Origin of the sequence: Pseudomonas sp. Pse35, assembly GCF_024519715.1 — a bacterium.
Taxonomy (GTDB): Bacteria; Pseudomonadota; Gammaproteobacteria; order Pseudomonadales; family Pseudomonadaceae; genus Aquipseudomonas; species Aquipseudomonas paracarnis.
Map to the genome: position 1 here is coordinate 55135 of NZ_JALJRP010000002.1, position 26233 is coordinate 81367.

The window sequence follows — 26233 nt, forward strand, 5'->3', positions numbered from 1 at the left end:
GCCTTACATTGGCACTTGTAGCGGTTTTGCGAAGGCCTGCGAAAAATCAGCGCTTCCCTAAACGCTGGTGATTTTTTAAACTGCTCAGTCCGCTCGCCCAACCGGGCAGCGCGCATCTTGCATTCGCTCCGAGGAATACCATGGCCCGCGTAACCGTTGAAGACTGCCTAGAACACGTGGATAACCGCTTTGAGCTGGTCATGCTCTCTACCAAGCGTGCCCGTCAACTGGCCACTGGCGGCAAAGAGCCTCTGGTCCAGTGGGAAAACGACAAGCCTACCGTTGTAGCCCTGCGTGAAATCGCTGAAGGCCTGATGAGCTACGAGTTCATCGCCAACGCCGAAATCGTTGAAGACGAACCGCTGTTTGCAGCGTTCGAAGGCGAGTCCAACGAGGACGTCTAAGCCTATGCCTGGTCGACGTAGCACGGCGCGGGGTCACAGCCATCGGCAGGAGTTCACACTTTGCCGAGCATAGACGCCCTCGCCGATCGCTTATCGGCCTACCTCGGCGCAGACCAGGTCAACCTGGTTCGCCGAGCGTATTTCTACGCCGAACAAGCCCACGACGGCCAACGCCGACGTAGCGGCGAGGCGTATGTCACCCATCCTCTTGCGGTGGCCAATATTCTTGCCGACATGCACATGGACCATCAGAGCCTGATGGCCGCGATGCTGCATGACGTGATCGAAGACACCGGCATTGCCAAGGAAGCGCTCAGTGCGCAATTTGGCGAAACCGTGGCCGAACTGGTCGATGGGGTCAGCAAGCTGACCCAGATGAACTTCGAGACCAAGGCCGAAGCCCAGGCGGAAAACTTCCAGAAGATGGCCATGGCCATGGCCCGAGACATTCGGGTGATCCTGGTCAAGCTGGCCGACCGGCTGCACAACATGCGCACGCTGGAAGTGCTGTCCGGCGAAAAGCGCCGGCGCATCGCCAAGGAAACCCTGGAAATCTATGCGCCCATCGCCAACCGGCTGGGCATGCACGCCATTCGTATCGAATTCGAAGACCTGGGCTTTAAAGCCATGCACCCCATGCGTTCGGCGCGCATCTACCAGGCGGTGAAGCGCGCACGGGGCAACCGCAAGGAAATCGTCAACAAGATCGAAGAGTCCCTGAGCCATTGCCTGGCGATCGACGAGATCGAGGGCGAGGTCAGCGGCCGGCAGAAGCACATCTACGGCATCTACAAAAAGATGCGCGGCAAGCGTCGGGCCTTCAACGAGATCATGGACGTCTATGCGTTCCGGATCATCGTCGACAAGGTCGATACCTGCTACCGCGTACTGGGCGCTGTACATAATTTGTACAAGCCCCTGCCGGGCCGCTTCAAGGACTACATCGCAATTCCCAAGGCCAACGGCTACCAGTCGCTGCATACCACCCTGTTTGGCATGCACGGCGTGCCGATCGAGATCCAGATCCGCACCCGCGAAATGGAAGAGATGGCCAACAACGGCATTGCCGCCCACTGGCTGTACAAGTCCAGCGGTGACGAGCAGCCCAAAGGCACCCATGCTCGCGCGCGCCAATGGGTCAAGGGCGTGCTGGAAATGCAGCAACGTGCCGGCAACTCCCTGGAATTTATCGAAAGCGTGAAGATCGACCTGTTCCCGGACGAGGTCTACGTATTCACGCCCAAAGGCCGGATCATGGAGCTGCCCAAAGGCTCCACGGCGGTCGACTTTGCCTACGCGGTGCACACCGATGTCGGTAACAGCTGCATCGCCTGTCGCATCAACCGGCGCCTGGCACCGCTGTCCGAACCGCTGCAAAGCGGTTCCACGGTGGAGATCGTCAGCGCACCGGGCGCTCGCCCGAACCCGGCCTGGCTCAACTTTGTGGTCACCGGCAAGGCACGTACGCATATTCGCCACGCGCTGAAATTGCAGCGCCGCTCCGAATCCATCAGCCTGGGCGAACGCCTGCTGAACAAGGTGCTCAACGGCTTCGACAGCGCCCTGGACAAGATTCCGCAAGAGCGCGTGCAAGCGATGCTCCACGAGTACCGCCAGGAAACCATCGAAGACCTGTTGGAAGATATCGGCCTGGGCAACCGCATGGCCTACGTGGTTGCGCGCCGCCTGCTGGGCGAAGGCGAACAGTTGCCGAGCCCCGAAGGCCCACTGGCGATTCGCGGCACCGAGGGCCTGGTGCTCAGCTACGCCAAATGTTGCACGCCGATCCCGGGCGACCCGATTGTCGGCCACTTGTCCGCCGGCAAAGGCATGGTGGTGCACCTGGACAACTGCCGCAACATCACCGAAATCCGCCACAACCCGGAAAAATGCATCCAGCTCTCGTGGGCCAAAGATGTCACCGGCGAATTCAACGTCGAGCTGCGGGTTGAGCTGGAACACCAGCGCGGCCTCATCGCCCTGCTGGCCAGCAGCGTCAACGCCGCCGACGGCAATATCGAGAAAATCAGCATGGACGAACGCGATGGTCGCATCAGCGTGGTCCAACTGGTGGTCAGCGTGCACGACCGCGTGCACCTGGCCCGCGTGATCAAAAAGTTGCGCGCCTTGACCGGTGTGATCCGCATCACCCGCATGCGTGCATAACCGATCCATTACAAGGAGTCATTCATGACCAAGACAGTTATCACCAGCGATAAAGCTCCAGCCGCCATCGGCACTTATTCCCAGGCGATCAAGGCGGGCAACACCGTCTACATGTCCGGCCAGATCCCGCTGGACCCAAAGACCATGGAACTGGTTGAAGGCTTCGAAGCCCAGACCGTGCAGGTCTTTGAAAACCTCAAGTCCGTGGCTGAAGCTGCCGGTGGTTCGTTCAAGGACATCGTCAAGCTGAACATCTTCCTCACCGACCTCAGCCACTTTGCCAAGGTCAACGAGATCATGGGCAAGTACTTCGAACAACCTTACCCAGCCCGCGCCGCCATCGGCGTCGCCGCCCTGCCAAAGGGCGCACAGGTTGAGATGGACGCCATTCTGGTCATCGAGTAAAACACCCGGCGCAGCCCAAACAGGCTGCGCCGACTTCGTTTCAGAAGGATTTCGTAATGCGCAAAGCGCTTGTAGCCTCCTCGTTGCTCGCCCTGTTGCTCGGCGGCTGTGCCAGCAACCCCGCCGACCTGGATGTAAGCGGTACCTGGATCAACCAGGCCGCCATCGACGCGGCAGCCAAGGGCGGCCCTTTGCGTGAAGCCCTGCAGTCCTATGGCCCCAACCTCGAGTGGGAGGTCAACACCAAGGCTTTGCAGGCACGCTACTACAACGGTTTTGAAGTGGCGGAAGGCAAGTTGTCGGGTGAAAAGCCCGGCGCGTGGAGCGTGGACTTCTATGGCAGCTCAGCCACCGAACTCAAGCGCAAAGGCAAGCAACTGCTGCAAGTGGCCAACGACAATGAGCCCGAACAGCTGTTTGCCCGCGCCAAAGAACCCGCACCGGAAGGCGCGCCACTGGGCGCCACCTTCGAGCGCGCGTTGTATGCGGCCTATATGGGCGGCGACTGGAAGATCAGCGACGGCACCGGCAGCGGTGCCACGGTGCAGTTCCAGGCAGACGGCAAGGTCGCCGGCCTGCCGGGGGTTGATCGCTATTCACTCTGCCTGGCAGGCGATTGCGCCTCCATGAGCGGCGGCTACGACAGCATCTGGCTGCAACTGGACGGCCAGGGCAACCCATGGATCTTCACGCGCAAGGGTAAACAACTGGAGATCTTCCAGGCGATCAATACCGCGCAGGCCGATGAAGTGCCTTCGTTTACGCCAGGCCCTCGCCAATGGTTGCTTGAAAAGTAATAAAAGCCTCGCCCAAATCCAAATGTTGGAGCTGGCTTGACTGCGATGACGGTATTACATTCAACAAAGATGTGATTGATATACCGCTATCGCAGGCAAGCCAGCTCCCACATTTTTTGCCGCGCTTCAGCCTTTCAGAATCGCCGCATAGCCTTCCCGGTAAGTCGGGTATGTCGGCGTCCAGCCAAGCGCCTTGATACGTGCATTACTGCACTGCTTGCTCCCCGCACGCCGCACACTGGCGTCCTCGGCCCATTCGGTCACACCCAGGTACTCGCGCAACCACGCCACCACCTCGGCCAGTGGTGCCGGCGCATCGTCAACGCCGATATAGACCTTGTCCAGCGAACCGCCCTTCTCCACATGCCGCAGCAAAAAGGCGAGCAGGCCCGCGGCGTCATCGGCGTGGATACGGTTGCCATACAACGGCGGGTCAACCGCTACGCGATAGCCTTGGCGAACCTGAGTGAGCAGCCATTCCCGACCCGGGCCGTAAATCCCGGTCAGTCGCACGATGGTCGCTGGAATACCGCTGTTGAGCGCCACCTGTTCAGCTTCCAGCATCACCTGCCCGGAATAGCCCTTCGCTTGCGTCTCGGACGTTTCGTCGACCCACTCGCCGTTTTGCTGCCCATACACACTGCTGCTGGAGACAAACAGCAAATGCTTGGGCGTCTGGCCGTAGTCTTCCAACCACTCCAACACATGCTGCAACCCTTGCACGTAGGCGGCGCGATAGCCGGCCTCGTCGTGGTCGGTGGCAGCGGCGCAGTACACCAGATAATCCACCCCGCCGATCGGCCAGGTGTCCGGGCAGTCCTTTTTGAACAGATCGCCGGCAATGCCGATCACACCGTCGGGCAAGCGTGAAATATCGCGGCGCAGGCCGTGGACCTCCCATTCCGAGGCCAGCAATTGACTAGCCAGCCGACTACCCACATCACCGCAACCGGCAATCACAACAGAAGGCGCAGACATCATAAAACTCCATTCTCAAAGGCGCAGATTAGCCGCGCGAGTGGATCAACGGCCAGTAAAAAGCGAAATAAAGTAACAGTGCCACTTTAGTTAACAAGAATTACTTGCAATAATAACCGCCCATTTGTCCTCGACCCTAAATGGTCTGGAAGGACGATCACCCATTTTTTCTCTCAGGTCCGGCCAGCATGACACGTCATACAACCCCCGCTTCGCCAACCAAGCTTCACAGCCCCTCCCGCGCCTGGCGTGCGATTGCTGCGATGCTGTTCAGCGTATTGCTGGCACCGACCGCCGCATTCGCTGACGCCACTGCCCCAGCCGCTCCGGCAGCTGCCGAGCAAAATGCCGCTACTGCGGCAACGCCTGCCGTCGCGCCAGTGGCCACCGACCCGGCCCAGGCCGCCGGCGCCGCCGCACCTGCCGACGAAACCGGCGTGGTGCTGGAAGAAGACAACACCCTGGGCATGGCCCACGACTTGTCGCCATGGGGCATGTACCAGAATGCTGACGTGGTGGTGAAAGCCGTAATGATCGGCCTGGCCATTGCCTCGATCATCACCTGGACCATCTGGATTGCCAAAGGCTTCGAGCTGTTGGGCGCCAAGCGTCGTCTGCGCGCTGAAATCGTCCACCTGAAAAAAGCCACCACCCTCAAGGAAGCGAGCGAAACCGCGACCAAGAAGGGCACCCTGGCCAACCTGCTGGTGCACGACGCACTGGAAGAAATGCGCCTGTCGGCCAACACCCGTGAAAAAGAAGGCATCAAGGAGCGCGTCAGCTTCCGCCTTGAGCGCCTGGTGGCCGCCTGCGGCCGTAACATGAGCAGCGGCACCGGCGTACTCGCTACCATCGGTTCCACCGCACCCTTCGTCGGCCTGTTCGGTACCGTGTGGGGCATCATGAACAGCTTCATCGGTATCGCCAAAACCCAGACCACCAACCTCGCCGTCGTTGCCCCCGGCATCGCCGAAGCCCTGCTGGCTACCGCCCTGGGCCTGGTTGCCGCAATTCCTGCGGTGGTGATCTACAACGTCTTCGCCCGTTCGATCGCCGGCTACAAGGCTCAGGTATCGGATGCGTCGGCAGAAGTCCTGTTGCTCGTCAGCCGTGACCTCGATCACCTGCCTACCGAGCGCAGCTCGCAACCGCACATGGTGAAAGTGGGGTAATCGGCCATGGGCCTGCATTTGAATCAAGGCGACGACGAACTCGTCGAGAACCACGAAATCAACGTCACGCCGTTTATCGACGTGATGCTGGTGCTGCTGATCATCTTCATGGTGGCGGCACCGCTGGCAACCGTGGACATCAAGGTGGACCTGCCCGCGTCCAGCGCCAAGCCGGCGCCGCGGCCGGAAAAACCGATCTTCCTCAGCGTCAAGGCGGACCAACGCCTGTTCCTGGGCGAAGAAGAGGTCAAGGCTGAAACCCTGGGGCCGGTGCTGGATGCCAAGACCCAAGGCAAGAAAGACACGACCATCTTCTTCCAGGCCGACAAAGGCGTGGACTACGGCGACCTGATGAGCGTGATGGATGCCCTGCGGGCAGCCGGCTACCTCAAGGTAGGCCTGGTCGGACTTGAGACGGCAGCCAAGAAATGATCACGACGCGCCACAAACTGACGCGTTATGGCACCAGCCTCGCCGTCGTGCTGGGCGTGCATGCCGTCGCGATCATCATCGCGCTCCAATGGTCCGCGCCGCAGGCGATCCAGCTGCCACCCGCCGCCATGGTCATCGACCTGGCGCCGCTGCCAGCACCGCCGCCGCCTCCAGCACCGCCCAAGGTCGTTGCGCCGCCGCCGCCACCGGTCGAAGAGCTGCCCCTGCCGAAGCTGGCCGAGGCGCCCAAGCCAACGATCCAGGTGCCCAAGCCGGTCAAGCCCAAGCCTAAGCCACAACCGCCAAAGCCGGTGGAGAAGAAGCCCGAGCCGCCCAAGGAGAAACCTTCCGAGGAGCCACCGAGCGAAACGCCGCCGAGCAACGCACCTGCGCAGAAGTCCGCCCAGCCTACGCCAGGCCCGTCGGCACAGCAGCTGGCCGCCCAGGCATCCTGGCAAAGCACTTTGTTGGCGCATCTGCAGAAGTACAAGAAGTACCCGCCCGGCGCCCAACGCAGTGGCAAGGAAGGTATGAACCGCTTGCGCTTCGTGGTCGATGGCGAAGGTAATGTGCTGTCCTACGAACTGGAAGGCCGCTCCGGCAACGCCGACCTGGACCGTGCAACCCTTGAGATGATCCGCAAGGCTCAGCCGCTACCCAAGCCACCTGCCGATCTGCTGAAAAACGGCAGCGTCGAACTGGTCGCGCCGTTCGTCTACAACATCGACAAGCGTCGCCGCTGAGAGAGCACTGTGGGAGGGACTTGCTCCCTCCCACATTCGCTTTAATACCTCAGTAAAATTCCGATATTCCCCACTCAATCCCCAGCAAAGTTCTGATAACGTGCGTCTATCGATTGCAGCCGGTATGCTTGGCCCGCAACCTCATGGACGCCCGCTATGACTCTCACAGAATTACGCTACATCGTGACCCTCGCCCAAGAACAGCACTTCGGCCATGCCGCCGAGCGTTGCCACGTCAGCCAGCCGACGCTGTCGGTGGGTGTGAAAAAGCTTGAAGACGAACTCGGTGTGCTGATTTTCGAGCGCAGCAAGAGCGCCGTGCGCCTCACCCCGGTGGGCGAAGGTATCGTTGCCCAGGCGCAGAAGGTCCTGGAACAGGCGCAAAGCATTCGCGAACTGGCCCAGGCCGGCAAGAACCAGCTGACCGCGCCGCTCAAGGTCGGCGCGATCTATACGGTCGGCCCCTACCTGTTCCCGCACCTGATCCCGCAACTGCATCGCGTCGCGCCGCAGATGCCGCTGTATATCGAAGAAAACTTCACCCACGTGCTGCGCGACAAACTGCGCAACGGCGAGCTGGACGCGATCATCATCGCCCTGCCCTTCAACGAAGCGGACGTGCTGACCCTGCCGCTCTACGACGAGCCGTTCTATGTACTGATGCCAGCCTCCCACCCGTGGACCAAGAAGGACACCATCGACGCCGGCCTGCTCAACGACAAGAGCCTGTTGCTGCTCGGTGAAGGCCACTGCTTCCGCGACCAGGTGCTGGAAGCCTGCCCCACCCTGACCAAGGGCAACGACGGCGCCAAGCACACTACGGTGGAATCCAGCTCCCTGGAAACCATTCGCCATATGGTCGCTTCCGGCCTGGGTATCTCGATCCTGCCGCTGTCTGCGGTAGACAGCCATCACTACGCCCAGGGCGTGATCGAAGTGCGCCCACTCACGCCGCCGGTGCCGTTCCGTACCGTAGCGATTGCGTGGCGCGCCAGCTTCCCGCGCCCCAAAGCGATTGAGATTCTCGCGGACTCGATCCGTCTGTGTTCGGTGGCCAAGCCGCCCGTTGCGAGCTAAGCCACGGTATGACTGAGCTGTCGCAGGTGTCGGTGACGGCACTCAAGGGTGTCGGTGAGGCCATGGCCGAGAAGCTGGCCAAGGTCGGCCTGGAGAACCTTCAGGACGTGCTGTTCCACCTGCCTCTGCGCTACCAGGACCGCACCCGCGTGGTGCCCATCGGCCATTTGCGCCCTGGGCAAGACGCGGTGATCGAAGGCACCGTCAGTGGCGCCGACGTGGTGATGGGCAAGCGCCGCAGCCTGGTGGTGCGCCTGCAGGACGGTACCGGCGGCTTGAGCCTGCGCTTCTACCACTTCAGCAACGCGCAGAAGGAAGGCCTCAAGCGTGGCACCCGCGTGCGCTGCTACGGCGAGGCACGCCCTGGCGCATCGGGCCTGGAAATCTACCACCCGGAATACCGCGCCATTACCGGCGACGAGCCGCCACCGGTGGACACCACGCTCACGCCGATCTACCCGCTGACCGAGGGCCTGACCCAGCAACGCCTGCGCCAGTTGTGCATGCAAACCCTGACGATGCTTGGCCCGCAAAGTCTGCCCGATTGGCTGCCCCTGGAGCTGGCCCGCGATTATCAGTTGGCGCCCCTGGCCGATGCGATTCGGTATTTGCATCACCCGCCCGCCGATGCCGATGTGGACGAACTCGCCCTCGGTCATCATTGGGCCCAACATCGCCTGGCCTTTGAAGAACTGCTCACGCACCAGCTGTCCCAGCAACGCCTGCGCGAAAGCATGCGTTCCCTGCGCGCCCCGGCGATGCCCAGAGCCACGCGGCTGCCTGCGCAATACCTGGCCAACCTCGGCTTTGCGCCCACCGGCGCGCAACAGCGCGTGGGCAATGAAATCGCCTACGACCTCAGCCAGCAAGAACCGATGCTGCGGTTGATCCAGGGTGACGTAGGGGCAGGCAAAACCGTGGTCGCTGCCCTGGCCGCCCTGCAAGCCCTGGAAGCTGGCTATCAAGTGGCGCTGATGGCACCGACGGAAATTCTCGCCGAACAACACTTCATCACCTTCAAGCGCTGGCTCGAACCGCTGGGCCTGGAGGTGGCGTGGCTGGCTGGCAAGCTCAAAGGCAAGAACCGCGTGGCCGCCCTGGAGCAGATCGCCGCCGGCGCACCGATGGTGGTGGGCACCCATGCGCTGTTCCAGGACGAAGTGCAGTTCAAGAACCTTGCGCTAGTGATCATCGACGAACAGCACCGATTTGGCGTGCAACAGCGCCTGGCCCTGCGCCAGAAAGGCGTGGGCGGGCGCATGAACCCGCACCAGTTGATCATGACCGCCACGCCGATCCCACGCACCCTGGCCATGAGCGCCTACGCCGACCTCGACACCTCGATCCTCGACGAGCTGCCGCCGGGGCGTACGCCGGTCAACACCGTGCTGGTCACCGACACCCGGCGCGTCGAAGTGATCGAGCGCGTGCGCGGTGCCTGCGCCGAAGGCCGCCAGGCGTACTGGGTATGCACCCTGATCGAAGAGTCCGAAGAACTGACCTGCCAGGCCGCCGAAACCACTTATGAAGACCTCACCAGTGCCTTGGGTGAGCTCAAGGTGGGGTTGATCCATGGCCGTATGAAACCGGCGGAAAAAGCCGCGGTAATGGCCGAGTTCAAGGCCGGCAACCTGCAATTACTGGTGGCTACCACCGTGATTGAAGTGGGCGTGGACGTCCCCAACGCCAGTCTGATGATCATCGAAAACCCCGAACGCCTGGGCCTGGCGCAACTGCACCAATTGCGCGGGCGGGTTGGCCGGGGCAGTGCCGCCAGCCACTGCGTGCTGCTCTATCATCCGCCACTGTCGCAGATCGGTCGCCAGCGCTTGGGCATCATGCGCGAAACCAACGACGGTTTTGTCATTGCCGAAAAAGACCTCGAACTGCGCGGCCCCGGTGAAATGCTCGGCACGCGCCAGACCGGCCTGCTGCAATTCAAGGTCGCCGACCTGATGCGCGATGCCGACCTGCTGCCCGCCGTGCGCGATGCTGCGCAAGCATTGCTCGAGCGTTGGCCCGATCACGTCAGCCCCTTGCTCAACCGCTGGCTGCGCCACGGCCAGCAATACGGCCAGGTTTGACCTCCTCCCTGTAGGAGCGAGCTTGCTCGCGAAAAACGCCAACGATGACGCGGACGCTCTGGATGATGGCGCCGCCAGGAAGGTCTTCGCGAGCAAGCTCGCTCCTACAGGGTAATCAGCACACCGCCAACCTCATCACAAACGCCACTTATCCGACCAACACCCGTATCAAGCTGGTTATACTCCAATGAATGTAAGAAATTGGATCAGGCCATGTCAGAAGTTGCCCTCGCCACAGCCCCACTGACCGCCCCGCCGGTCATTCGGGCGCTGCTCGCAAAGCTCGCCATCCCCTACACGGAAGTCATCGAACAGCCTGGCCTGAACCCTGCCCGAAAGGTCCAGGCGGTGTTGCTTGAAGATGCGGTTGGCGCGCTCATGGTGCTGTTTCCCCAAAGCCAATTGCTGGACCTCAACCGCCTCGCCGAACTCACCGGTCGCCGCCTCACGGCTGTCGCCCCCGAGCGGGTCGAGCGCATGCTGGGCAAGCATGACCTGAGCCTGCTGCCGGGCTTGCCGCCCCTGACCAGTTCGCCGTGCCTGTACGAAGGCCGCTTGCTCAATGAGCCGAGCCTGCTGGTGCATTCGGGCGAAGCCGGGCTGTTGCTGGAAATCCCCACCGACGCCTTCAAGAGCCTGCTCACCAAGGCCAGCGCCGCGCAGTTCGGTGAGCCCTTGAGCAACATCCGTCCGAACCTCGACCGCCCCAATGATGACCGCGAGGAAATCACCCAGGCGATGCAAGCCTTCACCGCTCGCCGTATCCAGCAACGCCTGGAAGCGACCATCGAAATTCCGCCGCTGGCCGACACGGCGCAGAAGATCATCAAGCTGCGCGTGGATCCCAACGCCACCATCGACGACATTACTGGCGTGGTGGAAACCGACCCGGCCCTTGCCGCCCAGGTCGTAAGCTGGGCCGCGTCGCCCTACTACGCCTCGCCGGGCAAGATCCGCTCAGTCGAAGACGCCATCGTGCGCGTGCTGGGCTTTGATCTTGTGATCAACCTGGCGCTGGGCCTGGCCCTGGGCAAAACCCTGAGCCTGCCCAAGGACCGCCCGCACCTGTCCACGCCGTACTGGCACCAGTCGATCTACACCGCCGCCGTGATCGAGGGCCTGACCCGCGCCATGCCCCGCGCCCAACGCCCGGAAGCCGGCCTGACCTACCTGGCAGGTTTGCTGCACAACTTCGGCTACCTGCTGCTGGCCCACGTGTTTCCGCCGCACTTCTCGCTGATCTGCCGCCACCTGGAGGTCAACCCGCACCTGTGCCACAGCTACGTCGAGCAACATTTGCTGGGCATCAGCCGCGAACAGATCGGCGCCTGGCTGATGCGCTACTGGGACATGCCGGACGAACTGTGCACCGCCCTGCGCTTCCAGCACGATCCCACGTATGACGGGCAATACGCCGAGTATCCGAACCTGGTGTGCCTGGCGGTGCGCCTGTTGCGCAGCCGGGGGATTGGCTCCGGGCCGGATGAATCCATTCCCGACGCGTTGCTTGAGCGCCTGGGCCTGAGCCGCGAGAAGGCCGAGGACGTGGTGGGTAAAGTGCTGGATGCCGAAGTGCTGTTGCGCGAATTGGCTTCGCAGTTCAGCCAGGGGTAAGCCCACCGCCTGTTAAACCGCTATCGCAGGCAAGCCAGCTCCCACAGTTGACCGTATTTCCAAGTTGGAACGCGGTCACTGTGGGAGCTGGCTTGCCTGCGATGAATCCAACTCGGTCTACCTGACCACCTACTTCTTTTTCTTCGGCTTCAAATACTTGGTCAGACCCTGGAACCAGATCACCAGTGCCGGGTTGCCCTTGATCTGGATCGACTTGTCCTGAATCCCCGTCATGAACGCCAGTTGCTTGTTCTTCGCCTGCATCGTGGCGAAGCCGTAGGCGGCATCCTTGAAGGCAATCGCGAAGGCCGGCGCCGGGTGGACACCTGAGCGGCTGGTGATGCGCTGGTCTTTGACGATGAAGTGACGGGCAACCTTGCCGTCGAGGGTCTGCAGCTGGAAGGCCAGGTCTTTGTCACCCAGTTGCTGCTGGAAGGCGGGGTTGGTGCGGCTGGCTTTGCCCATCATCAGGCCCAGCACCCACAGGAGAAGACGAAATTTCATGCACACGGCCTCGGTGTATTTATTGGAGTGGCCGCAGCAGTGTAACGATTTGCAAAAGGAACGCCACCGATCTCGCGCTTTAGGCGCAGATCGGTTGGCGTTTAACGCTTATAGCAACAAGTACTTAAACGTTAGGGCAAGGCACTGGCGCCCAGTCGGCCAGGTTTGGATTGCGGCAGGTTGCTTCGATCTGGGTCTTGCCCGCACTGGCGACCTGCTTGCTTTCAGCTTGCTTGGCCTGCACGGTCTGGATGCTACGTTCGGTGGTGACCGCTTCTTTCGGCACTGTCGGCAGAACCGGCTTCTTGGCTGGCTTGACGGCTTTCTTGCCCTTGGTCGTAGCGACCACTGGCGTGGTATCGGCGGTGGCCACGGTCACCACATCGCTGCGCTGTACGCCGACCTGTTGCAGGTCTTTCTCGTAGGCCTGGGTGTAGTTGTTCAGGTCTTCGCTGGCTTTGCCGTTGACCGTCACGATCAGGTCATTGGACTCCTTCAGGCCCGCGACGATTTCCGCCAGGCGCTTGCGGCCTTCGGTGTCGTTGACGGTCTTGGCCTTGCGATCAGCCACCAGCTTGGTGAATGCGCTCTGGTAGCACTGCTGCGACGCCTTGGCATAGGCGGTGCTGCGGTCGATGTCCGAGGCGCTTTTGTTGAAGTCGGTGGAGTAGGACGCGATGCGCTGGTTGTCATCGGTGATCTGTTTCTGGCGCTCGGTGTAGTAACCCGCCGCACCGCCAGCCAGGGCGCCGCCTGCGGCACCGATCGCGGCATTGCGGCCACGGCTGTCCTTGTCGCCGGTCAGCGCGCCCAGCAGGGCACCGCCGGCCGCGCCGATCGCGGCACCGGTGACGACCGACTTGGTCATGTCCGAATCGGTGGCGCGCAGGTGCTGCACCGGCTCGTAGCAGTTGGGGTAGTACTCGACCTTGGTGCTCGACGCCACCTTGGACGCAGGCGACGTAGCGCAACCAGTCAACACGGTGCTGAAACCAGCTGCGATCAGCAGCAGGTGACGCTTGGAAACCGCCTTACGGGAAAAAAGCATAGATGTGATCTCTGTTAAGTTTGACTTGCCCAGCACGGCCCACCGCCGCCTGAGTCCCTTCCAAGCTCGCTAGACAGCCAACGATCAAGACCGCTGACCGCTCGCTGCGAGCAATTCCTTCAAGATCGTTGCCGGGTCGGCCCGCTGTTGCTTGCGGTAGTTGCCAACATGGCGAACGAACAGTGTCGCGCGCGTCACCAGGCTCTTGCCGAGCACTGGCTTGCGATCCAACTCTTCCTTGATCCGTTGAAACTGCGCCTGGATCACCGCATCGGTGTAGCGCGTGCCGGTGGCCAGGTTGTCGATGTAAATCGCCACCGCGCCGTCCAACGCGCTGCGTCCATTGGTGATGGCCATGTCGAACAGCTGCGTGCTGGCCTCGTCCTTGCTGTCCACCGCCTGCTGGCGACTCTTGTGCAGGTTGGCCAGGCGGATGTTGTAGTTGCTGATGGTCTCGGCCACCAACGCCGCCGACTGGATCAAATTGCCCGCCGCTTCTTCGCGTTGCTGGGCGATCAGCGACACGTTGCGCTTGAGCTCTTCGTTGACCAGGCCCAGTTCGGCTTGCAGCTTGGGATCGACACTGGCGGCGATGATGCTGTCCAGGCGTTTGGTCGGGTCCTGGGCGTCGTCGATGGCATCGGTCAGCGCGGCCAGGCGGCCTTCCTTCTGCCACTGGGCGAACAGCTCCTTGTAGCGCGAGCGCGGCGCCGACAACGCGCCAATCGCCACGCGAAAACCGGTGGTCTCGTTGCTTTGCTCGGTGCCATCAGCGGCAAACAGCGGGTATTCGCGGCGCATGCCGGTGAACAACGTGCCCTCGCCTTCTAGGTAGTTGCCGCCCTTGACCACAAAGCCGCCGTAGGTGCCCTGGCGGCGGCCAGCGTGTACCAGTTGGAAGGATTCCTGGACCATTTCCGCGGCGTTGCCGATCACGTCGAACATGCCGATGGGGTTAGGTAATTTGGTGCCGATGGGCATCAACCGCGCTGCCTGGCCGGTGCCGCCGGCCACTTGGTTGAACACCGCGTAATCGGCCAGCGGGCCATCGCTTTCACTGCCCTCGACGCGCCGTGGATACAGCCGGCCTTCCAGGTCCTGGCGGCTCACCGCCTGGCCGCCGCGCGCGGCGTACTCCCATTCCACTTCGGTGGGCAGGCGCACAAATCCCAGGCCACCGTCTTCGGTCGACGCACCGCGCCCGCTCACCGGCAGCAGTTCGCGGTGGTATTTCATCAGCCAGGCGCTGTACACCGCCGAGAAACGCTCGGCTTCAAAGCGCGACAGTTTCACCTTGGGCAAACGCCCGGCCATGCCCATGGGCGCATCACACGCCGGCGCCGGTTCGCCGCTGGCCAGGGCCTGCGCCTGGGCCATCACCTGGGCGTATTGGCGAGCAGTCACTTCGTATTTGCCAATGAAGTACAGCATGGGCTTGAGCGGGGTCTTGGCGTCGGTCTTCGGCATCTGCGGCGCGATGACCTTGCTCCAGTCCTTGGGCAAGTCCTTGAGGGTGAACTGGCCGTTGATGAAGTCGCGGCGGTAACCGGAAATAAACGACTGCTGATAACCCGCCTCGCCTTCGGCAAAGGGGTAGCCCAGGCTGATTTCACGGTCATCCAGGGTGCCCTGGGCCAGAATGTAGGCGTAGCGGAATACCATGTTACCTTCGCAGGGCAGCGGCAGGCTCACGTCGTCCGGCAACGGCTTGGGGTTGTCGAGCTTGTCACTTGCTTCATCAGCCCAGGCCAGCGAGGCCAGGCTCAGCGCCACGCAGGCGCCCAGTAATTTATACATCTCTGATTCCTTCAGAAGCCTGGATACGGGCCACCCGCCAACCACCACAGGCGGCCGCCACGGCACTGACGCCGAGCACCGCCACTAGGGCCAGGCCGTAATGGCGCGCCAACAGATGGCTGGCGTACTCGCCTGGCACCTGCACAAAAAGCTTGTTCAACGCCGCCTCAGCCAGGCCATACAGCCCAACGCTGAGCACAGCGGCAAAACCCGCGCTGTATAGCGCTTGCAGCAGCACAAACAGCAACAACGCGGCGGTGGAAAACCCCAGCAGGCGCAACACCGAGAGTTCACGGTGCTTACGCGCCACCGCCGCCAGGGTCCCCGCGAAAATCGCCGCAAACGCCCCGGCCAACGCCAACCCGGCGATGATCCAGAACACAATCGACAGGTTGCGGCTCAACGATTGCACTTGAGCGATGGTGTGCGCCTGGGTTGAAACCAACAGGTTCTGCTCGGCGAAATACACCCGCAACGGTTCCACATCACTGAGGCTGCGCGCATACAGGCGAAACGCCGGGTAGATGCGCTGTTCACTCACGCTCGCCGCTTCACCGGCCCAACCCAACGCCGGCACCGCACGGCCATCGCGGTAATCTTCCGCTGCCTCCAGCAACGCCAGATCGGCAAACAGGCCCTCGCGAGCGAAGGCCTCCAGCGGCAACACCGCCAGCACCTGCAACCGCGTGCGCTGGGCCTCGACGCGCCCCGCCACTTGCCGCGCAAAGCTGGTGTCCAGCCAATCACCGGGCCTTGCCGCGAGCTTTTCGGCGGCGGTATGGCTGAGCACGATCTGGTCCAGGCCGTGGGGCATCGGCAAGCCTGCCAACAACGGGTCGCCTGCGGCAGTCGGCAGCATTTCCAGGGTCAAGGTGCCCACCTGCGCCGTGGCCGCAATCTGCCGTGTGCGCGGCACAGCAAACGCGACATCGCTGCGCTCACCCAGCTGCGCGATAAACGCCGCGCTGAATCGACCACCGCCCAACGGGATGATTTCACGGCTGGCGGGGTCGGTCTCCAAGCGTTCGGTCAAACTGCTAACCAGTCCAAATTTCAGCCCGAATAACACCAGCAATGGCGCGATAACCGCCACCAATGCCAACACCGAACAGGCCGACAGCCACCCATCGTTGCGGTAGTCCTGCCACGCAAGCGAAGCAACCAGGCCGATGCGCATCAGCACGCCTCCCCGAGGGTTGCGGTGACGCCGCCGTCTGGGTCGCGCTGGCAACTGATACGCCGCACCTGCAAGCCACTGGCGCGGGCCAGCGGTTCGTCATGGGTGGCGATCACACAGGCCGTACGGTGTTCGCGGGCCTGGGCCAGCAGCGCCTGCATCACGCGCTCGGCGTTGAGCGGGTCCAGGGACGCCGTCGGCTCATCAGCCAGCACCAGTTGCGGCCCATGGGCCAGAGCCCGCGCACAGCTGACCCGCTGGCGTTGGCCCACCGACAACGCCGCCGGGCGCTTGGCCAACTGATCGCTGATCTGCAACTGCTCAGCCAGGCGCGCCACGCGGCCGTCGTCCTGCAAGCCCAGCAGTTGGCGCGACAGCGCGATATTGCCGCGCACGTCCAGAAACCCCAGCAACCCCCCGGTCTGCGGCACATAGCCCAAGTGCTGGCTGCGTAACGCGGCCAGCGCCGATTGCCGGTCGGCACGCCACAGCGCGCCGATGTCGTGTTGGTTGAATGCAAACTGCCCCACCTGATCCGGCGCCAACACCAGCGCCAGCACGTCGAGCAAGGTGCTCTTGCCGCAACCGCTGGGGCCGACAATTGCCAGTTGCTCACCCGCGCCCAGCTGCAACGCAGGGATCACCAGGCTGTAGCGCTGGCTACCGACGCCCCGGCTCTTGTGCACCGCACTCAGGTTCAGCATTACGGCAGCGTCGACAGTGGCACGCGGTACAACGCATCGCCCGGTTCGGCATCGCCGAAACGGACCCAGTTGGCCACGTCGTTATGGAAGGTTTCATACAGGCGGATTTTCGAATCCAGCTCGTCGATAAAGTCTTCCTGCTCGGCCACGCTCAATGACAACCACAGGTCCTGGGTCATGTTCAGCGACTTGCTGCGGTACGGCAGGCCCTCCAGGTATTCACCGAGCAGGCCGCCGTCAGCCAGGTTGCCGCCCTTGCGCAGGGCCTGCGGGTCGCGGCTCATATAGGCCGAGGCGCTGGCGATTTCCTGGAAGAAATCCTTGGGCGAGCTTTGGGTCTTGCGCGCCGCATCCACGATCAACTTCAACGATTGTTGCAGGTCGTTGAGTTGCAGCTTGGTCAACATCACGCACACCTGGAACGCTGGCAGCGCCGGGTTGGTTAGGTCACGATCAGCGGTCCAGGCGCTGACCAATTGCGGTGCCTGGCTCGCGGTCTTGCGCCCGAGAAAGTCCATGTGCATGGCATAGCCGACGGCGGCGGACTTGTCCGCCAGGCTCGGCGCGGCACTGAGCAACGGCACGGGCTGCGGCGTGTTGCTGCGCACCTGATGCACCAGGTTGGCGAACACCGTGCCGATCTCATCGACGCGCTCACCCAGCTTGCGCACATCGCCCCCTGGCACCGGCGTGTACAGGTCGCCGATCTGCGGGTTGGCGTCGGCGGTGAGAACGCGATACTGGCTCTCGGCGCCGGCATGGGTTTTCTTGCCGGCATCAGTGCGCAGGTGCAGCGCATAGATCTTGATCTGCTTACCCAGGGCCGCCTGGCGCACTTCGGCTTCGTTCATCTGGGTGGCGGCGAACGGGTCGTTCTTGCGCAGCGCGCCGGCATCGGAAACCAGCAGGATGATGCGCCCGCCGTAGCCGGACCAATCCATGCCGTCCACTGCCTGCATCACCCCGGCAAACGCATCTTCGTTGAACGAGTGGCTGGACACCGTCGACGCTTTGACCTGGCGCGCCATATCCAGAAAGCGCTGCGGGTCGCGACCTTGGTCGAGGCTGATCAGGGTCTTGGCGACATACTCAAGGCCCGGGGTTTTCTGGATGCTGCTGCGAAAGCCGACCATGCCGAAGCTGACGCTGTCCAACTCGCCGCGCTCGGCAATGCGGGTTTGTAGCTCATGCACCACGTCGCGAATCTGGTCGATGTAGGGCTGCATCGACACGGTGGTGTCCACCACCAGCACCACCGCCGTGCGGAATGCGTCGGCATTCGCGCTGAGCGTCGGGCTGGCCGGTCTGGCAGCGGCGCGGCTGCCTGGGTCGATGGAGGCCACGTTGAGCAACTGCACCGGCTGGCCGTTGTCGTCGAAGCTCTCTTTGGAATCGAAGATCGGCAACAGGTAGAACTGGTTCTGCGGTACCGCGCTGGCGGTGGGTTCCAGGGCCAGGACTTGCTGGTTGTCTTCTCGGTTGTTCTGCGCCTTGGCCAAGGCGCTTTTCGCTGCAGCAGGGTCAGCCAGTAGTTTTTCCACCTCACCGGGCTGGCGCAGGAACATCACGGGCGCCCGGCCTGAGCGCTCGGTGAACTTGAGCACCAGGCTTTGTTTCCAGTCGCTGACCTGGGAGGCCGGCAGCCAACCGTCGCTGCGACCATCGGTAGCGGCGCCGACGCGCACCCACGGGCTGCCATCGACTTCTTTGCGCTGATACACGTAGAGCACGGAAAACGCCGGCAGCGCTTTACCCGGCGGGCTCCCAGCGTCCGCTGAAAGCTGGGCGCCGGGTTTGCTGAGTACACGCTGGAACAAGGTTTTCTTGCCTGCCATCAGCAACGGGCGCTGACCGCCATCCACTTCAGCGACAGCCACGGGCGGCGTCACCTTGGGCACCACGGCGGCTGGCGGCTTGGCCGGTTCATCGCCGCCGTTCAACCACCAGTAGCTGGCGCCGCCAATGGCCAACGCGACGGCGACCGCCACAGCGGCCAAGGCCAATACCGGCCCACGGCGCTGCTCGGACGGAGCATTGTGCTGCGTCGGCGTGACCACCGGTTGACGCACTATTGGCTGCGGCTGCGGTTTATCCGTCGGAATGTCGATGGTGACAGGGGTCATGCCCGCCAGATCAAAGCTCAATGGAATCGGCAGCGGCCGCACCAGCGTGGCATCCGATTCATCAGCCGGCAGTTGATCCAGCGCCAACAACAGCGCTGCCGCATCCGGATAACGCTCCGCCGGGTCCTTGGCCAACAATTTGCGCAGCACACCCTGGTAGCGCCCGTGATGCACCGGCAATTCCGGCAAGGGTTCAGTCAAGTGCGCCAGAGCGGTGGAAAGCGCATCGGTGCCGTTGTAAGGCAGCTTGCCGACGAGGATTTCATACAGCACCACGCCCAGCGCGTAGAGGTCGGCGCGGCCATCGATCTCCTGGCCCCGCGCCTGCTCGGGGCTCATGTAGCTCGGCGTGCCCACGGCAAACCCGGCCTGGGTGAATTGGGTGCGATCGTCCAGCGACTTGGCAATCCCGAAGTCCGACAACACCGCCGTGCCATCGGCCCGGAACAGAATGTTCGCCGGCTTGACGTCGCGGTGCACCAGCCCTTGGGCATGGGCATAGCCCAGGGCCGAGGCAATCTGGCGGATGAGCGTCACGCCCTGCTCCGGGGTCAGCCCAGCAGCAATGCGCTCCTTGAGCGTGCCATTGGGCAAGTATTCCATGGCCATGTAATACAGCTCACCGACGTTGCCGATGTCATGGATGGTCACCGTGTGCGGGTGTGACAAACGCGCCAGCGTCTTGCCCTCGCGCAGGAAGCGTTCGCAGAAACTCGGGTCGGCCGCCAGCGCTGCCGCCATCACCTTCAACGCCACCTTGCGCTCCAGCGAGCGCTGGGTCGCCAAGTACACGCTGGCCATGGCGCCTTCGCCAATCTCACCTTCGATGTCATAACCCGGGATGACGATGTTCATGACGAGACCTTCACGACGAGGGTGGTGATGTTGTCTGGTGCGCCGCGATTGAGCCCCAAGTGCACCAGGCTGCGCACGATTTCATCCGGCGCGTCATGGCTGAGCACGTCGCGGATTTCATGGTCTTCGACGGTCTTGTTGAGGCCATCACTGCACAGCAAATAGCTGTCGCCGGGAGCGATCAACAGGTCCACCGAGGCGACGTTCAACTGGGCCTCAACGCCAATGGCGCGGGTGACGATATTGGAGCGCGGGTGGGTGCGGGCGTCGGCTTCGCTGAGCAGGCCGCTGTCTTGCAGGTCTTGTACGTAGCTGTGGTCGCGGGAAATGCTTTCCAGCACGCCGTCGCGCAAGCGGTACAGGCGACTGTCGCCGGCCCACAGGCACACCCCGCGCAAGCCGCGCGCGGCGAACACCACCACGGTGCTGCCCATCATGGTCACGCCACGGTTGGCGGTTTCTTCGCGCACGGCCGCGTTGATGCGCAGCAGGTCATTGCGCAGCGCCGCTGAGTATTCGTCCAGGGAGCGGCCCAGCGGCACATGGCGCAGGCTGTCGACGATCAAGCTGCTGACATAGTCCCCCGCCGCGTGCCCGCCCATACCATCGGCCACCACCCACAAGCGGTTTTCCGGCAGGTCCAGAAAGGCATCTTCGTTGACTTGGCGAACCATGCCCACATGGCTTTTGCTCGCGGATTCGTACGTCACGCCCATCTACACCACACCTTCTTGTCCGAGCAAAAACTGCGCAAAATCGCTGGCGGCAGGCAGGCCCTGGCACCGTAATAAACCGGGGGAGATACGCTGCGAACCTCGCCCCCACCACAGGCTTGCGCCCTCGCACGCCTGTTCGGCCAGTGCGGTCATACGCTGGTGCGGCACGGTGGCTGCCACCCTTTGCAGGCCGGCGAAACGGCTGTCCACCGCCCGCGGCTCGCTGGCCGGCAAGCCCAACTCGTCGAGCCCGGCGTTGAAGCTTTCGAAGGTCGCGCCGCTGTCGAGGGTGCTGAGCAACAAGGTTTCAGCCTGCTCGAACCAGGCGTCCGAACCGCCCACCAGCGACGCCGGGTTGGTGTCGTGATCCAGCAAGGTCACCACCGCCAGCGGAAAATACCGCCCGACCCGGTCAATGCTTGGCATCACCACGCCCGCCGCCGCATCCGGCCCGCACACGCCCGGCGCCAGCACAAAGCGCCACAACGGGCTGACCAAGTACGCATTCAGCCAGTCAGCGCCGAGGCTGTTCTGGCTGGCGAGCAAACCCGCTGCCAGCCAGCTGTCCCACGGGCCGATAAAGCTCTGGGGCAAGGCGCGGCTGACGAAGTCCCCGCGGCTGGCCAACTTGCCGTAGAAACCCAGGGCCGTCATAGCCGCTCCGGCAGGCTGAAGCCGCTGAGCACGCGGCTCTTGAACGGGTTGAACGCACTGTTGGCGCGCAACTCGTAGGCGATGCTCGCGCCATCGACCCGCAGGCGCAGGTTGAAACGGTCCGGCGAGTTGCCTGCCGTGAGGTCTGATTGCTCCAGCAGACGGAACCAGGCCCACGGGCCGTCCAGGGTGATACCGGAGCGACCACTGGCCGACGGCGGCATGATAGAAATACGCACCACGCCAATGCTGCCGGGGTTCGGCCATTGCATCGCTACCGGCCGGCTCGGGCCGTGGTCGTAGCTCAACTGCTGGCCGTCCAGGTCAAGCAGGAACTGGGTGATGGTAGGGTCCATCGACACCGGCTTGAGTTCGAAACGCACGATGGGTTGGGTGCCACCGGAGCGGAAGAACGCGTCCCGAATCGTCGCCGCACGCTGGAAGGTTTGCAGAACGCCAGGAGCAATCCCCAGCTTCTGCGCCGCCCCCGGTTGCCAGCGCCAGGTCTGTGCCGATGTGTCCACATAGGGCTGCAGGTATTTGCGGAAGTAGTTGTCCATCACCCCGCCCACGCCGAAGAACTGGCCGAAGTCATCCAGGGTGGCGTCCCGCGCACTGCCCGGCGACATTGGGTAACGCCCGGCCAACGACTGGCGATACACGTTGACCACCTCACTGACCCACGCCGCGTTCAGCTGGTTACGCACCCCGCCCATCATGCTGTTGGTGGTGGAATTGACCACCGACTTGACCATGCCCTGCACCAGCGGCGGCTGACGCTCGGCGTTCAGGCTGACCCGCGTGGCCGCAGCCGCCGCCTGGTTCTTGGCCTCACCGAGCAAGGCATCGCCGCTGGCACCGACCATGGCACTGACCTGCACATACAGTGCATTCATGTCCGACAGCAGGCCGTCGATGGCCGCCGGTTCACCTTCGTTTTTGCTGACGATGCTGTTGAGTTCGGCAAAGTGTGCGGTCACCGGATCATCCGCCGGTGCCGGGGCATTCGCCGTCGGTTGTGCCTCGCCCAGCAAACTGCCGAGGCGCTCCTTGAGCTTGTCCACGCCGCCTTCCACCGGTACGCCTTTGGCGGCCAGTTGGCGGTCTTCGGCTTGCAAGTCGGTTTCCCTGGCGACCGCCACCAACAGTTTTTTCAGCGGCGAGGTGGGCCCGGAAATCACCCGCAGCACATCGGCGGCCTGTGCCACGCTGGTGATCGGCACAAAGTCGATGTCAGCGAGCAACGCGTCCCACTGGCGCTGGTAATCCTGGAAGTACAAACGGCGCACGTCGGCGGCCAGGCTCACCACGTTCTGCTGGTCGGCCTGTTCATGGCCCAGCACCCATTGCTCTTCGGCCAGGGTGCCGGTCTGGTTCAGACTGCTGAGCAAAAACGCCTGGCGATAGCCCTTGGCAGTAAAGAAACCACTCAACGGCTCGCCCAACGGCTTGCCGCTCTTGCGGCTGAACACCAGTGCGGCATCGCGACCGGCGGCCTCATTGAGACGAAAGTCCGGGATACCTTCGGGCAGTTTCTGGCGCTTGACGCGGTCGTACACGCGCTGGGCTACCGGCAATTGCTGCAATTGGCGACGCAGGTCGTCGATCAGCCGTGGGTCCAGGCGCGCGCTCGGCGGATGGCGTTCGAACAGCGCTTGCAAGTGCCCGGCCAGGGCCTGACGCTGGTCGGCCGGCAGGTCGCGGGGCAGGTTGCGGTCCCAGTCCAAGGCGATCCAGGCCTTGATGAAGTCCGGGTCGTAATGCTCGGTGTCGGCGAGCATCAGGTAAGCCTTGAGGCCCTCATAGAGAAAGTCCGAGTTGCCGCCGCCTTGCAGTTGCTCTTCGATACGCGTCACCAAGCGTGGCGCGAACACGGCGATCAAGAGTTTGCGGTACACGCTGGCGGACTCGGCTTCGAGCATATCGCCCTGGTACAGCCCCAGCCCTTCGGACCAGCTCGGTGAATCCCCCGCCAGGTTCTTCACCGCGTTGAGCAACGGCAGCACGGCGAGCACTTCCCGTTGTGCCGGACTCAGGTTCTGTACGGTCTGGCCCAGTGGCGCGACCTTCTGATCGACCTGGGCGATATACGCTTGGTTAGCGCGATAGCTCACCCACCACAGGCTGCTGACCACCACCACCAGCGCGACGGTGGCCGCCAGTACGCCACGGGCGATCCACTTGCGGCGCCGCTCGACTTTCGGGTTCACCCCCACCAGGCCGCGCTCGGCAAAGGCCACGGCGGTGAAGAGTTTTTCGATGAAGTAACTGCGCCCGGTGCCGCTCTGGCGCGCCAAGTGCTGGCGGTCCAGGTTCATACTCTGGGCCATGGCACCGATCAGGCGGTCAATCGGGCTGCCTTCCTGGGTGCCGCTGGTGAAATACACGCCACGCAGCAACACGCGCTCTTCAAAGGCGTTGGGTTTGAACACGCCTTCGAGGAAGCTTTGCAGGCAATCTTTCAGCGCGCCGAACTGCTGCGGGAAGCCGTAGATCAGGTCGCGTCGTGCCGGGTCGCGTTCCTGCTGCAAGCGCTCGACCAGGCGTTCGTTGAGACGCTGCTCCAGGCCCGCGAACTCGCTTTGCAGGTGCGCCAGCGGGCTGTCGCTGTTTTTACCGTCGTCCAGGGCAAAGGTCATGCCCCACACCTGGGCGCGCTCTTCCTTGCTCAGGTTGTCGAAGAACTCCATGAAGCCCGGCACCAGGTCGAGCTTGGTGAGCATCAGGTAGATGGGGAAACGCACGCCCAACTGCGTATACAACTCCTGGATGCGCAGGCGAATCGCGGCGGCATGGGCTGCGCGCTCGGCGTCGGTGCCCAGCAGCAGATCCGAGAGGCTGATGGCGATAAACGCCCCGTCGATCGGCCGGCGCGAACGCTGCTTTTTCAGCAAATCGAGAAAGCCCAGCCAGGCGGCTTTGTCCACCGTGGAGTTGCTGTCCTGGGTGGTATAGCGGCCAGCGGTGTCGAGCAATACGGCCTGGTCGGTAAACCACCAGTCGCAGTTGCGCGTACCCCCCACGCCCCGCACCGCACCGGCGCCCAATTGCGCCGCCAGCGGGAAATGCAGCCCGGAATTGACCAGCGCGGTCGTCTTGCCCGAGCCCGGCGGGCCGATGATCACGTACCACGGCAACTCGTAAAGGTTGCGGCGCTCATCGCCGCCCAGCTTGGCCTTTTTCAGCAGTGCCAGGGCTTCGTCCATGCGCTGGCGCAGCGTGGACAGCTCTTCGGCGGTCGCAACGCTGTTGGGGTCGACCGGGGTTTCTGCGGCCAGGCTGCGCATCACTTCGGCGGCCTGGCGACGGGCCTGGATAATACGGAACACGCGGTAGGTCACCCACAGCGCAAACACCAGCACGATCAGCGCCCAACGGCGCCCTTCGGGCACCAGCACGTCCAGCAGCGGGCCAACAAACCAGATGATCAGGCTCAGGGCAATCAGGCCCAGCACGGGGATCACCCAGCGAATCATGAAACTGAAAAACGCCTTCACTCGACGCCCTCCGCCAATACGGTGATTTCAACCCGACGATTGCGGGCACGGCCTTCGGCAGTACTGTTGGTAGCCAACGGCTCCGTGTCGCTGCGGCCTTCGGCACTGAAGCGCTCGGCCTGGCCGGTCTTGGCCGCGAGAATCTCCAGCACCGACTTGGCCCGGGCTTCGGACAACGCCCAGTTGGAGGGGAAGCGCAACGTGGCAATCGGGCGGTTGTCGCTGTGCCCGGTGACACGCACCTGGCCCTTGACCTTGCGAATGGCGTCAGCGATGCGCAGCATCAGCGGCTGGTAGTCATCGACGATGCTGGAGCTGGCCGAGGCGAACAGCTCATCGCCACGAATGGTCACCACAGAGCGGTCAACCTTGTCTTCCACCGCCACGCGGCCGGCCTTGATGTCATCGGCCAGAAACCCGGCCAGGCGCGGGCGCTCAATCACTTTGGGCTGCGCCACCGGACGGTCGATGGCCTGCACCGGGATCTCGCCCAGGGCATGAATATTCTTGAACACCGGCTCGGCGTCCGAGGCCAGCTTCATGCGCAGGCCGAACAGCAACGCCAACAGCAGCGCCAAGCCAATCGCCACGGCAATCCATGGCGGCATGAATTGCGCCAGGCGATCACGGGCCACGGTCACACCGCGCCAGTGCGGCGACAGCTCACGCTCGTGCTCGCCACGGGCGCTGCGTATCGCTGCGGCGGTGCGTTCACGCAAGGCTTCCAACTGGCTGCGCCCGTCGGTCATCACGCGGTAACGCCCTTCAAAACCCAGGCACATGCACAGGTACAACAGCTCCAGCAGGTACAGGCGTTCCCGTGGGCTTTGCAGACAGTGATCAAGCAACTGGAAAACCTTTTCGCCACCCCAGGCTTCGTTGTGCACGGTGATCAGCAGGCTCTGCTTACCCCAGTCACTGGTGCTGCCCCACGGCGTGCTCAGCACCGCTTCATCCAAGGCAGTGCACAGCGCGTAACGGGCCAACAGCACTTCATTGCGTGCCACACCGGCGGCTTCGGCGCGTTCTTCGAACTGGCGCAGGTACGCCAGCAACTGCGCGCGCAGGCTGGCCGGCGCGGGATGGGCGATGGTGTTGCGCAACCGCGTCAACAACGCCAGCAACGGGCCGGCGGCACTTTCCAGCGGGTTGAGGCCCTGGCTCTTGCCGGTGAGGATCGGCGCAGCCGGCATCGACAGCGGCGCAGGTTCGGCACGCGCGGGTGCAGGTTCTCGGCCACCCGGGCGCGGCATGAACTGGGTGCGGTCATCATCATTGGGATGCAT

At 63.1% G+C, this 26233-nt stretch carries 21 protein-coding genes; 10 read left to right on the forward strand and 11 right to left on the reverse strand.

The genetic code is table 11. From position 1 onward, the window contains the following. The first annotated feature begins 140 nt into the window (after positions 1-140). From rpoZ to OC445_RS01005, 4 genes are read left to right on the forward strand one after another with little or no spacing between them, the layout of a single operon-like run. Complete coding sequence (rpoZ, locus tag OC445_RS00990; protein WP_003195508.1) at positions 141-404, forward strand: DNA-directed RNA polymerase subunit omega; 264 nt, start codon at positions 141-143, stop codon at positions 402-404. Positions 405-464: 60 nt separating this feature from the next. After that, positions 465-2570 (forward strand): bifunctional GTP diphosphokinase/guanosine-3',5'-bis pyrophosphate 3'-pyrophosphohydrolase, encoded by a 2106-nt coding sequence (gene spoT, locus OC445_RS00995; RefSeq protein WP_003195510.1) that lies wholly within the window; start codon positions 465-467, stop codon positions 2568-2570. Positions 2571-2594: 24 nt separating this feature from the next. Then, positions 2595-2975: a RidA family protein gene (locus OC445_RS01000; protein WP_003176922.1), complete on the forward strand. Its 381-nt coding sequence runs from the start codon at positions 2595-2597 to the stop codon at positions 2973-2975. Positions 2976-3031: 56 nt separating this feature from the next. Then, a complete protein-coding gene (locus OC445_RS01005; RefSeq protein ID WP_060763899.1) occupies positions 3032-3772 on the forward strand; it encodes a hypothetical protein in 741 nt (246 codons plus the stop codon). Positions 3773-3898: 126 nt separating this feature from the next. Here OC445_RS01005 and OC445_RS01010 read toward each other — a convergent pair whose 3' ends face one another. Next, on the reverse strand, positions 3899-4750 hold the full coding sequence (locus OC445_RS01010; protein WP_060763898.1) for an SDR family oxidoreductase: 852 nt from the start codon (positions 4748-4750) through the stop codon (positions 3899-3901). A gap of 188 nt (positions 4751-4938) precedes the next feature. Here OC445_RS01010 and exbB point away from each other — a divergent pair, with 188 nt between their 5' ends. The 6 genes from exbB (at position 4939) to OC445_RS01040 (ending at position 11872) form a co-directional block, all read left to right on the forward strand. Continuing rightward, on the forward strand, positions 4939-5922 hold the full coding sequence (gene exbB, locus OC445_RS01015; RefSeq protein ID WP_034129097.1) for a tonB-system energizer ExbB: 984 nt from the start codon (positions 4939-4941) through the stop codon (positions 5920-5922). Between the two features lie 6 nt (positions 5923-5928). Then, positions 5929-6354: a TonB system transport protein ExbD gene (gene exbD, locus OC445_RS01020; RefSeq protein WP_003195519.1), complete on the forward strand. Its 426-nt coding sequence runs from the start codon at positions 5929-5931 to the stop codon at positions 6352-6354. Beyond that, a complete protein-coding gene (locus tag OC445_RS01025; protein WP_003195521.1) occupies positions 6351-7097 on the forward strand; it encodes an energy transducer TonB in 747 nt (248 codons plus the stop codon). Before exbD ends, OC445_RS01025 begins: the two co-directional genes overlap by 4 nt. 156 nt (positions 7098-7253) lie before the next feature. Next, on the forward strand, positions 7254-8174 hold the full coding sequence (locus tag OC445_RS01030) for a hydrogen peroxide-inducible genes activator (protein ID WP_003195523.1): 921 nt from the start codon (positions 7254-7256) through the stop codon (positions 8172-8174). Between the two features lie 8 nt (positions 8175-8182). After that, positions 8183-10258 (forward strand): ATP-dependent DNA helicase RecG, encoded by a 2076-nt coding sequence (gene recG / locus OC445_RS01035; RefSeq protein ID WP_034129255.1) that lies wholly within the window; start codon positions 8183-8185, stop codon positions 10256-10258. A 213-nt stretch (positions 10259-10471) separates the two neighbouring features. Then, positions 10472-11872 carry an aminoacyl-tRNA deacylase and HDOD domain-containing protein gene (locus OC445_RS01040; protein WP_032894530.1) on the forward strand — a complete coding sequence of 467 codons (1401 nt, stop codon included), beginning with the start codon at positions 10472-10474 and terminating at the stop codon, positions 11870-11872. A gap of 129 nt (positions 11873-12001) precedes the next feature. On the opposite strand, the gene OC445_RS01045 is transcribed toward OC445_RS01040, so the two are convergent. From OC445_RS01045 to OC445_RS01090, 10 genes are all read right to left on the reverse strand, one after another. After that, on the reverse strand, positions 12002-12376 hold the full coding sequence (locus OC445_RS01045; RefSeq protein ID WP_003195530.1) for a hypothetical protein: 375 nt from the start codon (positions 12374-12376) through the stop codon (positions 12002-12004). A gap of 124 nt (positions 12377-12500) precedes the next feature. Then, the gene (gene tagQ, locus OC445_RS01050) at positions 12501-13424 is read right to left on the reverse strand and encodes a type VI secretion system-associated lipoprotein TagQ (RefSeq protein ID WP_054896044.1); all 924 of its coding nucleotides are present in this window, start codon (positions 13422-13424) and stop codon (positions 12501-12503) included. Between the two features lie 84 nt (positions 13425-13508). After that, complete coding sequence (locus tag OC445_RS01055; protein ID WP_054896045.1) at positions 13509-15221, reverse strand: formylglycine-generating enzyme family protein; 1713 nt, start codon at positions 15219-15221, stop codon at positions 13509-13511. Then, a complete protein-coding gene (locus OC445_RS01060; protein ID WP_096144021.1) occupies positions 15214-16398 on the reverse strand; it encodes an FtsX-like permease family protein in 1185 nt (394 codons plus the stop codon). The genes OC445_RS01055 and OC445_RS01060 overlap by 8 nt, the downstream gene beginning before the upstream one ends. Then, positions 16398-17102, reverse strand: coding sequence for an ABC transporter ATP-binding protein (locus OC445_RS01065; protein ID WP_060763895.1), 705 nt, complete (start codon positions 17100-17102; stop codon positions 16398-16400). The genes OC445_RS01060 and OC445_RS01065 overlap by 1 nt, the downstream gene beginning before the upstream one ends. Further along, positions 17102-20080: a serine/threonine-protein kinase gene (locus tag OC445_RS01070; RefSeq protein WP_197900435.1), complete on the reverse strand. Its 2979-nt coding sequence runs from the start codon at positions 20078-20080 to the stop codon at positions 17102-17104. The genes OC445_RS01065 and OC445_RS01070 overlap by 1 nt, the downstream gene beginning before the upstream one ends. Then, the gene (locus tag OC445_RS01075; RefSeq protein WP_054919746.1) at positions 20077-20796 is read right to left on the reverse strand and encodes a PP2C family protein-serine/threonine phosphatase; all 720 of its coding nucleotides are present in this window, start codon (positions 20794-20796) and stop codon (positions 20077-20079) included. The genes OC445_RS01070 and OC445_RS01075 overlap by 4 nt, the downstream gene beginning before the upstream one ends. Further along, on the reverse strand, positions 20797-21450 hold the full coding sequence (tagF, locus tag OC445_RS01080) for a type VI secretion system-associated protein TagF (protein WP_072445644.1): 654 nt from the start codon (positions 21448-21450) through the stop codon (positions 20797-20799). Continuing rightward, on the reverse strand, positions 21447-24947 hold the full coding sequence (tssM, locus tag OC445_RS01085; RefSeq protein ID WP_198790708.1) for a type VI secretion system membrane subunit TssM: 3501 nt from the start codon (positions 24945-24947) through the stop codon (positions 21447-21449). Before tssM ends, tagF begins: the two co-directional genes overlap by 4 nt. Continuing rightward, a complete protein-coding gene (locus OC445_RS01090; protein ID WP_054896050.1) occupies positions 24944-26233 on the reverse strand; it encodes a DotU family type VI secretion system protein in 1290 nt (429 codons plus the stop codon). The genes tssM and OC445_RS01090 overlap by 4 nt, the downstream gene beginning before the upstream one ends.

Bases quoted from the DNA above. Each gene is read 5' to 3' on its own strand.
- rpoZ (WP_003195508.1), top strand. From the start codon at position 141: ATGGCCCGCGTAACCGTTGAAGACTGCCTAGAACACGTGGATAACCGC.
- OC445_RS01000 (WP_003176922.1), top strand. From the start codon at position 2,595: ATGACCAAGACAGTTATCACCAGCGATAAAGCTCCAGCCGCCATCGGC.
- OC445_RS01005 (WP_060763899.1), top strand. From the start codon at position 3,032: ATGCGCAAAGCGCTTGTAGCCTCCTCGTTGCTCGCCCTGTTGCTCGGC.
- OC445_RS01010 (WP_060763898.1), bottom strand. From the start codon at position 4,750: ATGTCTGCGCCTTCTGTTGTGATTGCCGGTTGCGGTGATGTGGGTAGT.
- exbB (WP_034129097.1), top strand. From the start codon at position 4,939: ATGACACGTCATACAACCCCCGCTTCGCCAACCAAGCTTCACAGCCCC.
- exbD (WP_003195519.1), top strand. From the start codon at position 5,929: ATGGGCCTGCATTTGAATCAAGGCGACGACGAACTCGTCGAGAACCAC.
- OC445_RS01025 (WP_003195521.1), top strand. From the start codon at position 6,351: ATGATCACGACGCGCCACAAACTGACGCGTTATGGCACCAGCCTCGCC.
- OC445_RS01030 (WP_003195523.1), top strand. From the start codon at position 7,254: ATGACTCTCACAGAATTACGCTACATCGTGACCCTCGCCCAAGAACAG.
- recG (WP_034129255.1), top strand. From the start codon at position 8,183: ATGACTGAGCTGTCGCAGGTGTCGGTGACGGCACTCAAGGGTGTCGGT.
- OC445_RS01040 (WP_032894530.1), top strand. From the start codon at position 10,472: ATGTCAGAAGTTGCCCTCGCCACAGCCCCACTGACCGCCCCGCCGGTC.
- OC445_RS01045 (WP_003195530.1), bottom strand. From the start codon at position 12,376: ATGAAATTTCGTCTTCTCCTGTGGGTGCTGGGCCTGATGATGGGCAAA.
- tagQ (WP_054896044.1), bottom strand. From the start codon at position 13,424: ATGCTTTTTTCCCGTAAGGCGGTTTCCAAGCGTCACCTGCTGCTGATC.
- OC445_RS01055 (WP_054896045.1), bottom strand. From the start codon at position 15,221: ATGTATAAATTACTGGGCGCCTGCGTGGCGCTGAGCCTGGCCTCGCTG.
- OC445_RS01060 (WP_096144021.1), bottom strand. From the start codon at position 16,398: ATGCGCATCGGCCTGGTTGCTTCGCTTGCGTGGCAGGACTACCGCAAC.
- OC445_RS01065 (WP_060763895.1), bottom strand. From the start codon at position 17,102: ATGCTGAACCTGAGTGCGGTGCACAAGAGCCGGGGCGTCGGTAGCCAG.
- OC445_RS01070 (WP_197900435.1), bottom strand. From the start codon at position 20,080: ATGAACATCGTCATCCCGGGTTATGACATCGAAGGTGAGATTGGCGAA.
- OC445_RS01075 (WP_054919746.1), bottom strand. From the start codon at position 20,796: ATGGGCGTGACGTACGAATCCGCGAGCAAAAGCCATGTGGGCATGGTT.
- tagF (WP_072445644.1), bottom strand. From the start codon at position 21,450: ATGACGGCCCTGGGTTTCTACGGCAAGTTGGCCAGCCGCGGGGACTTC.
- OC445_RS01090 (WP_054896050.1), bottom strand. From the start codon at position 26,233: ATGCATCCCAATGATGATGACCGCACCCAGTTCATGCCGCGCCCGGGT.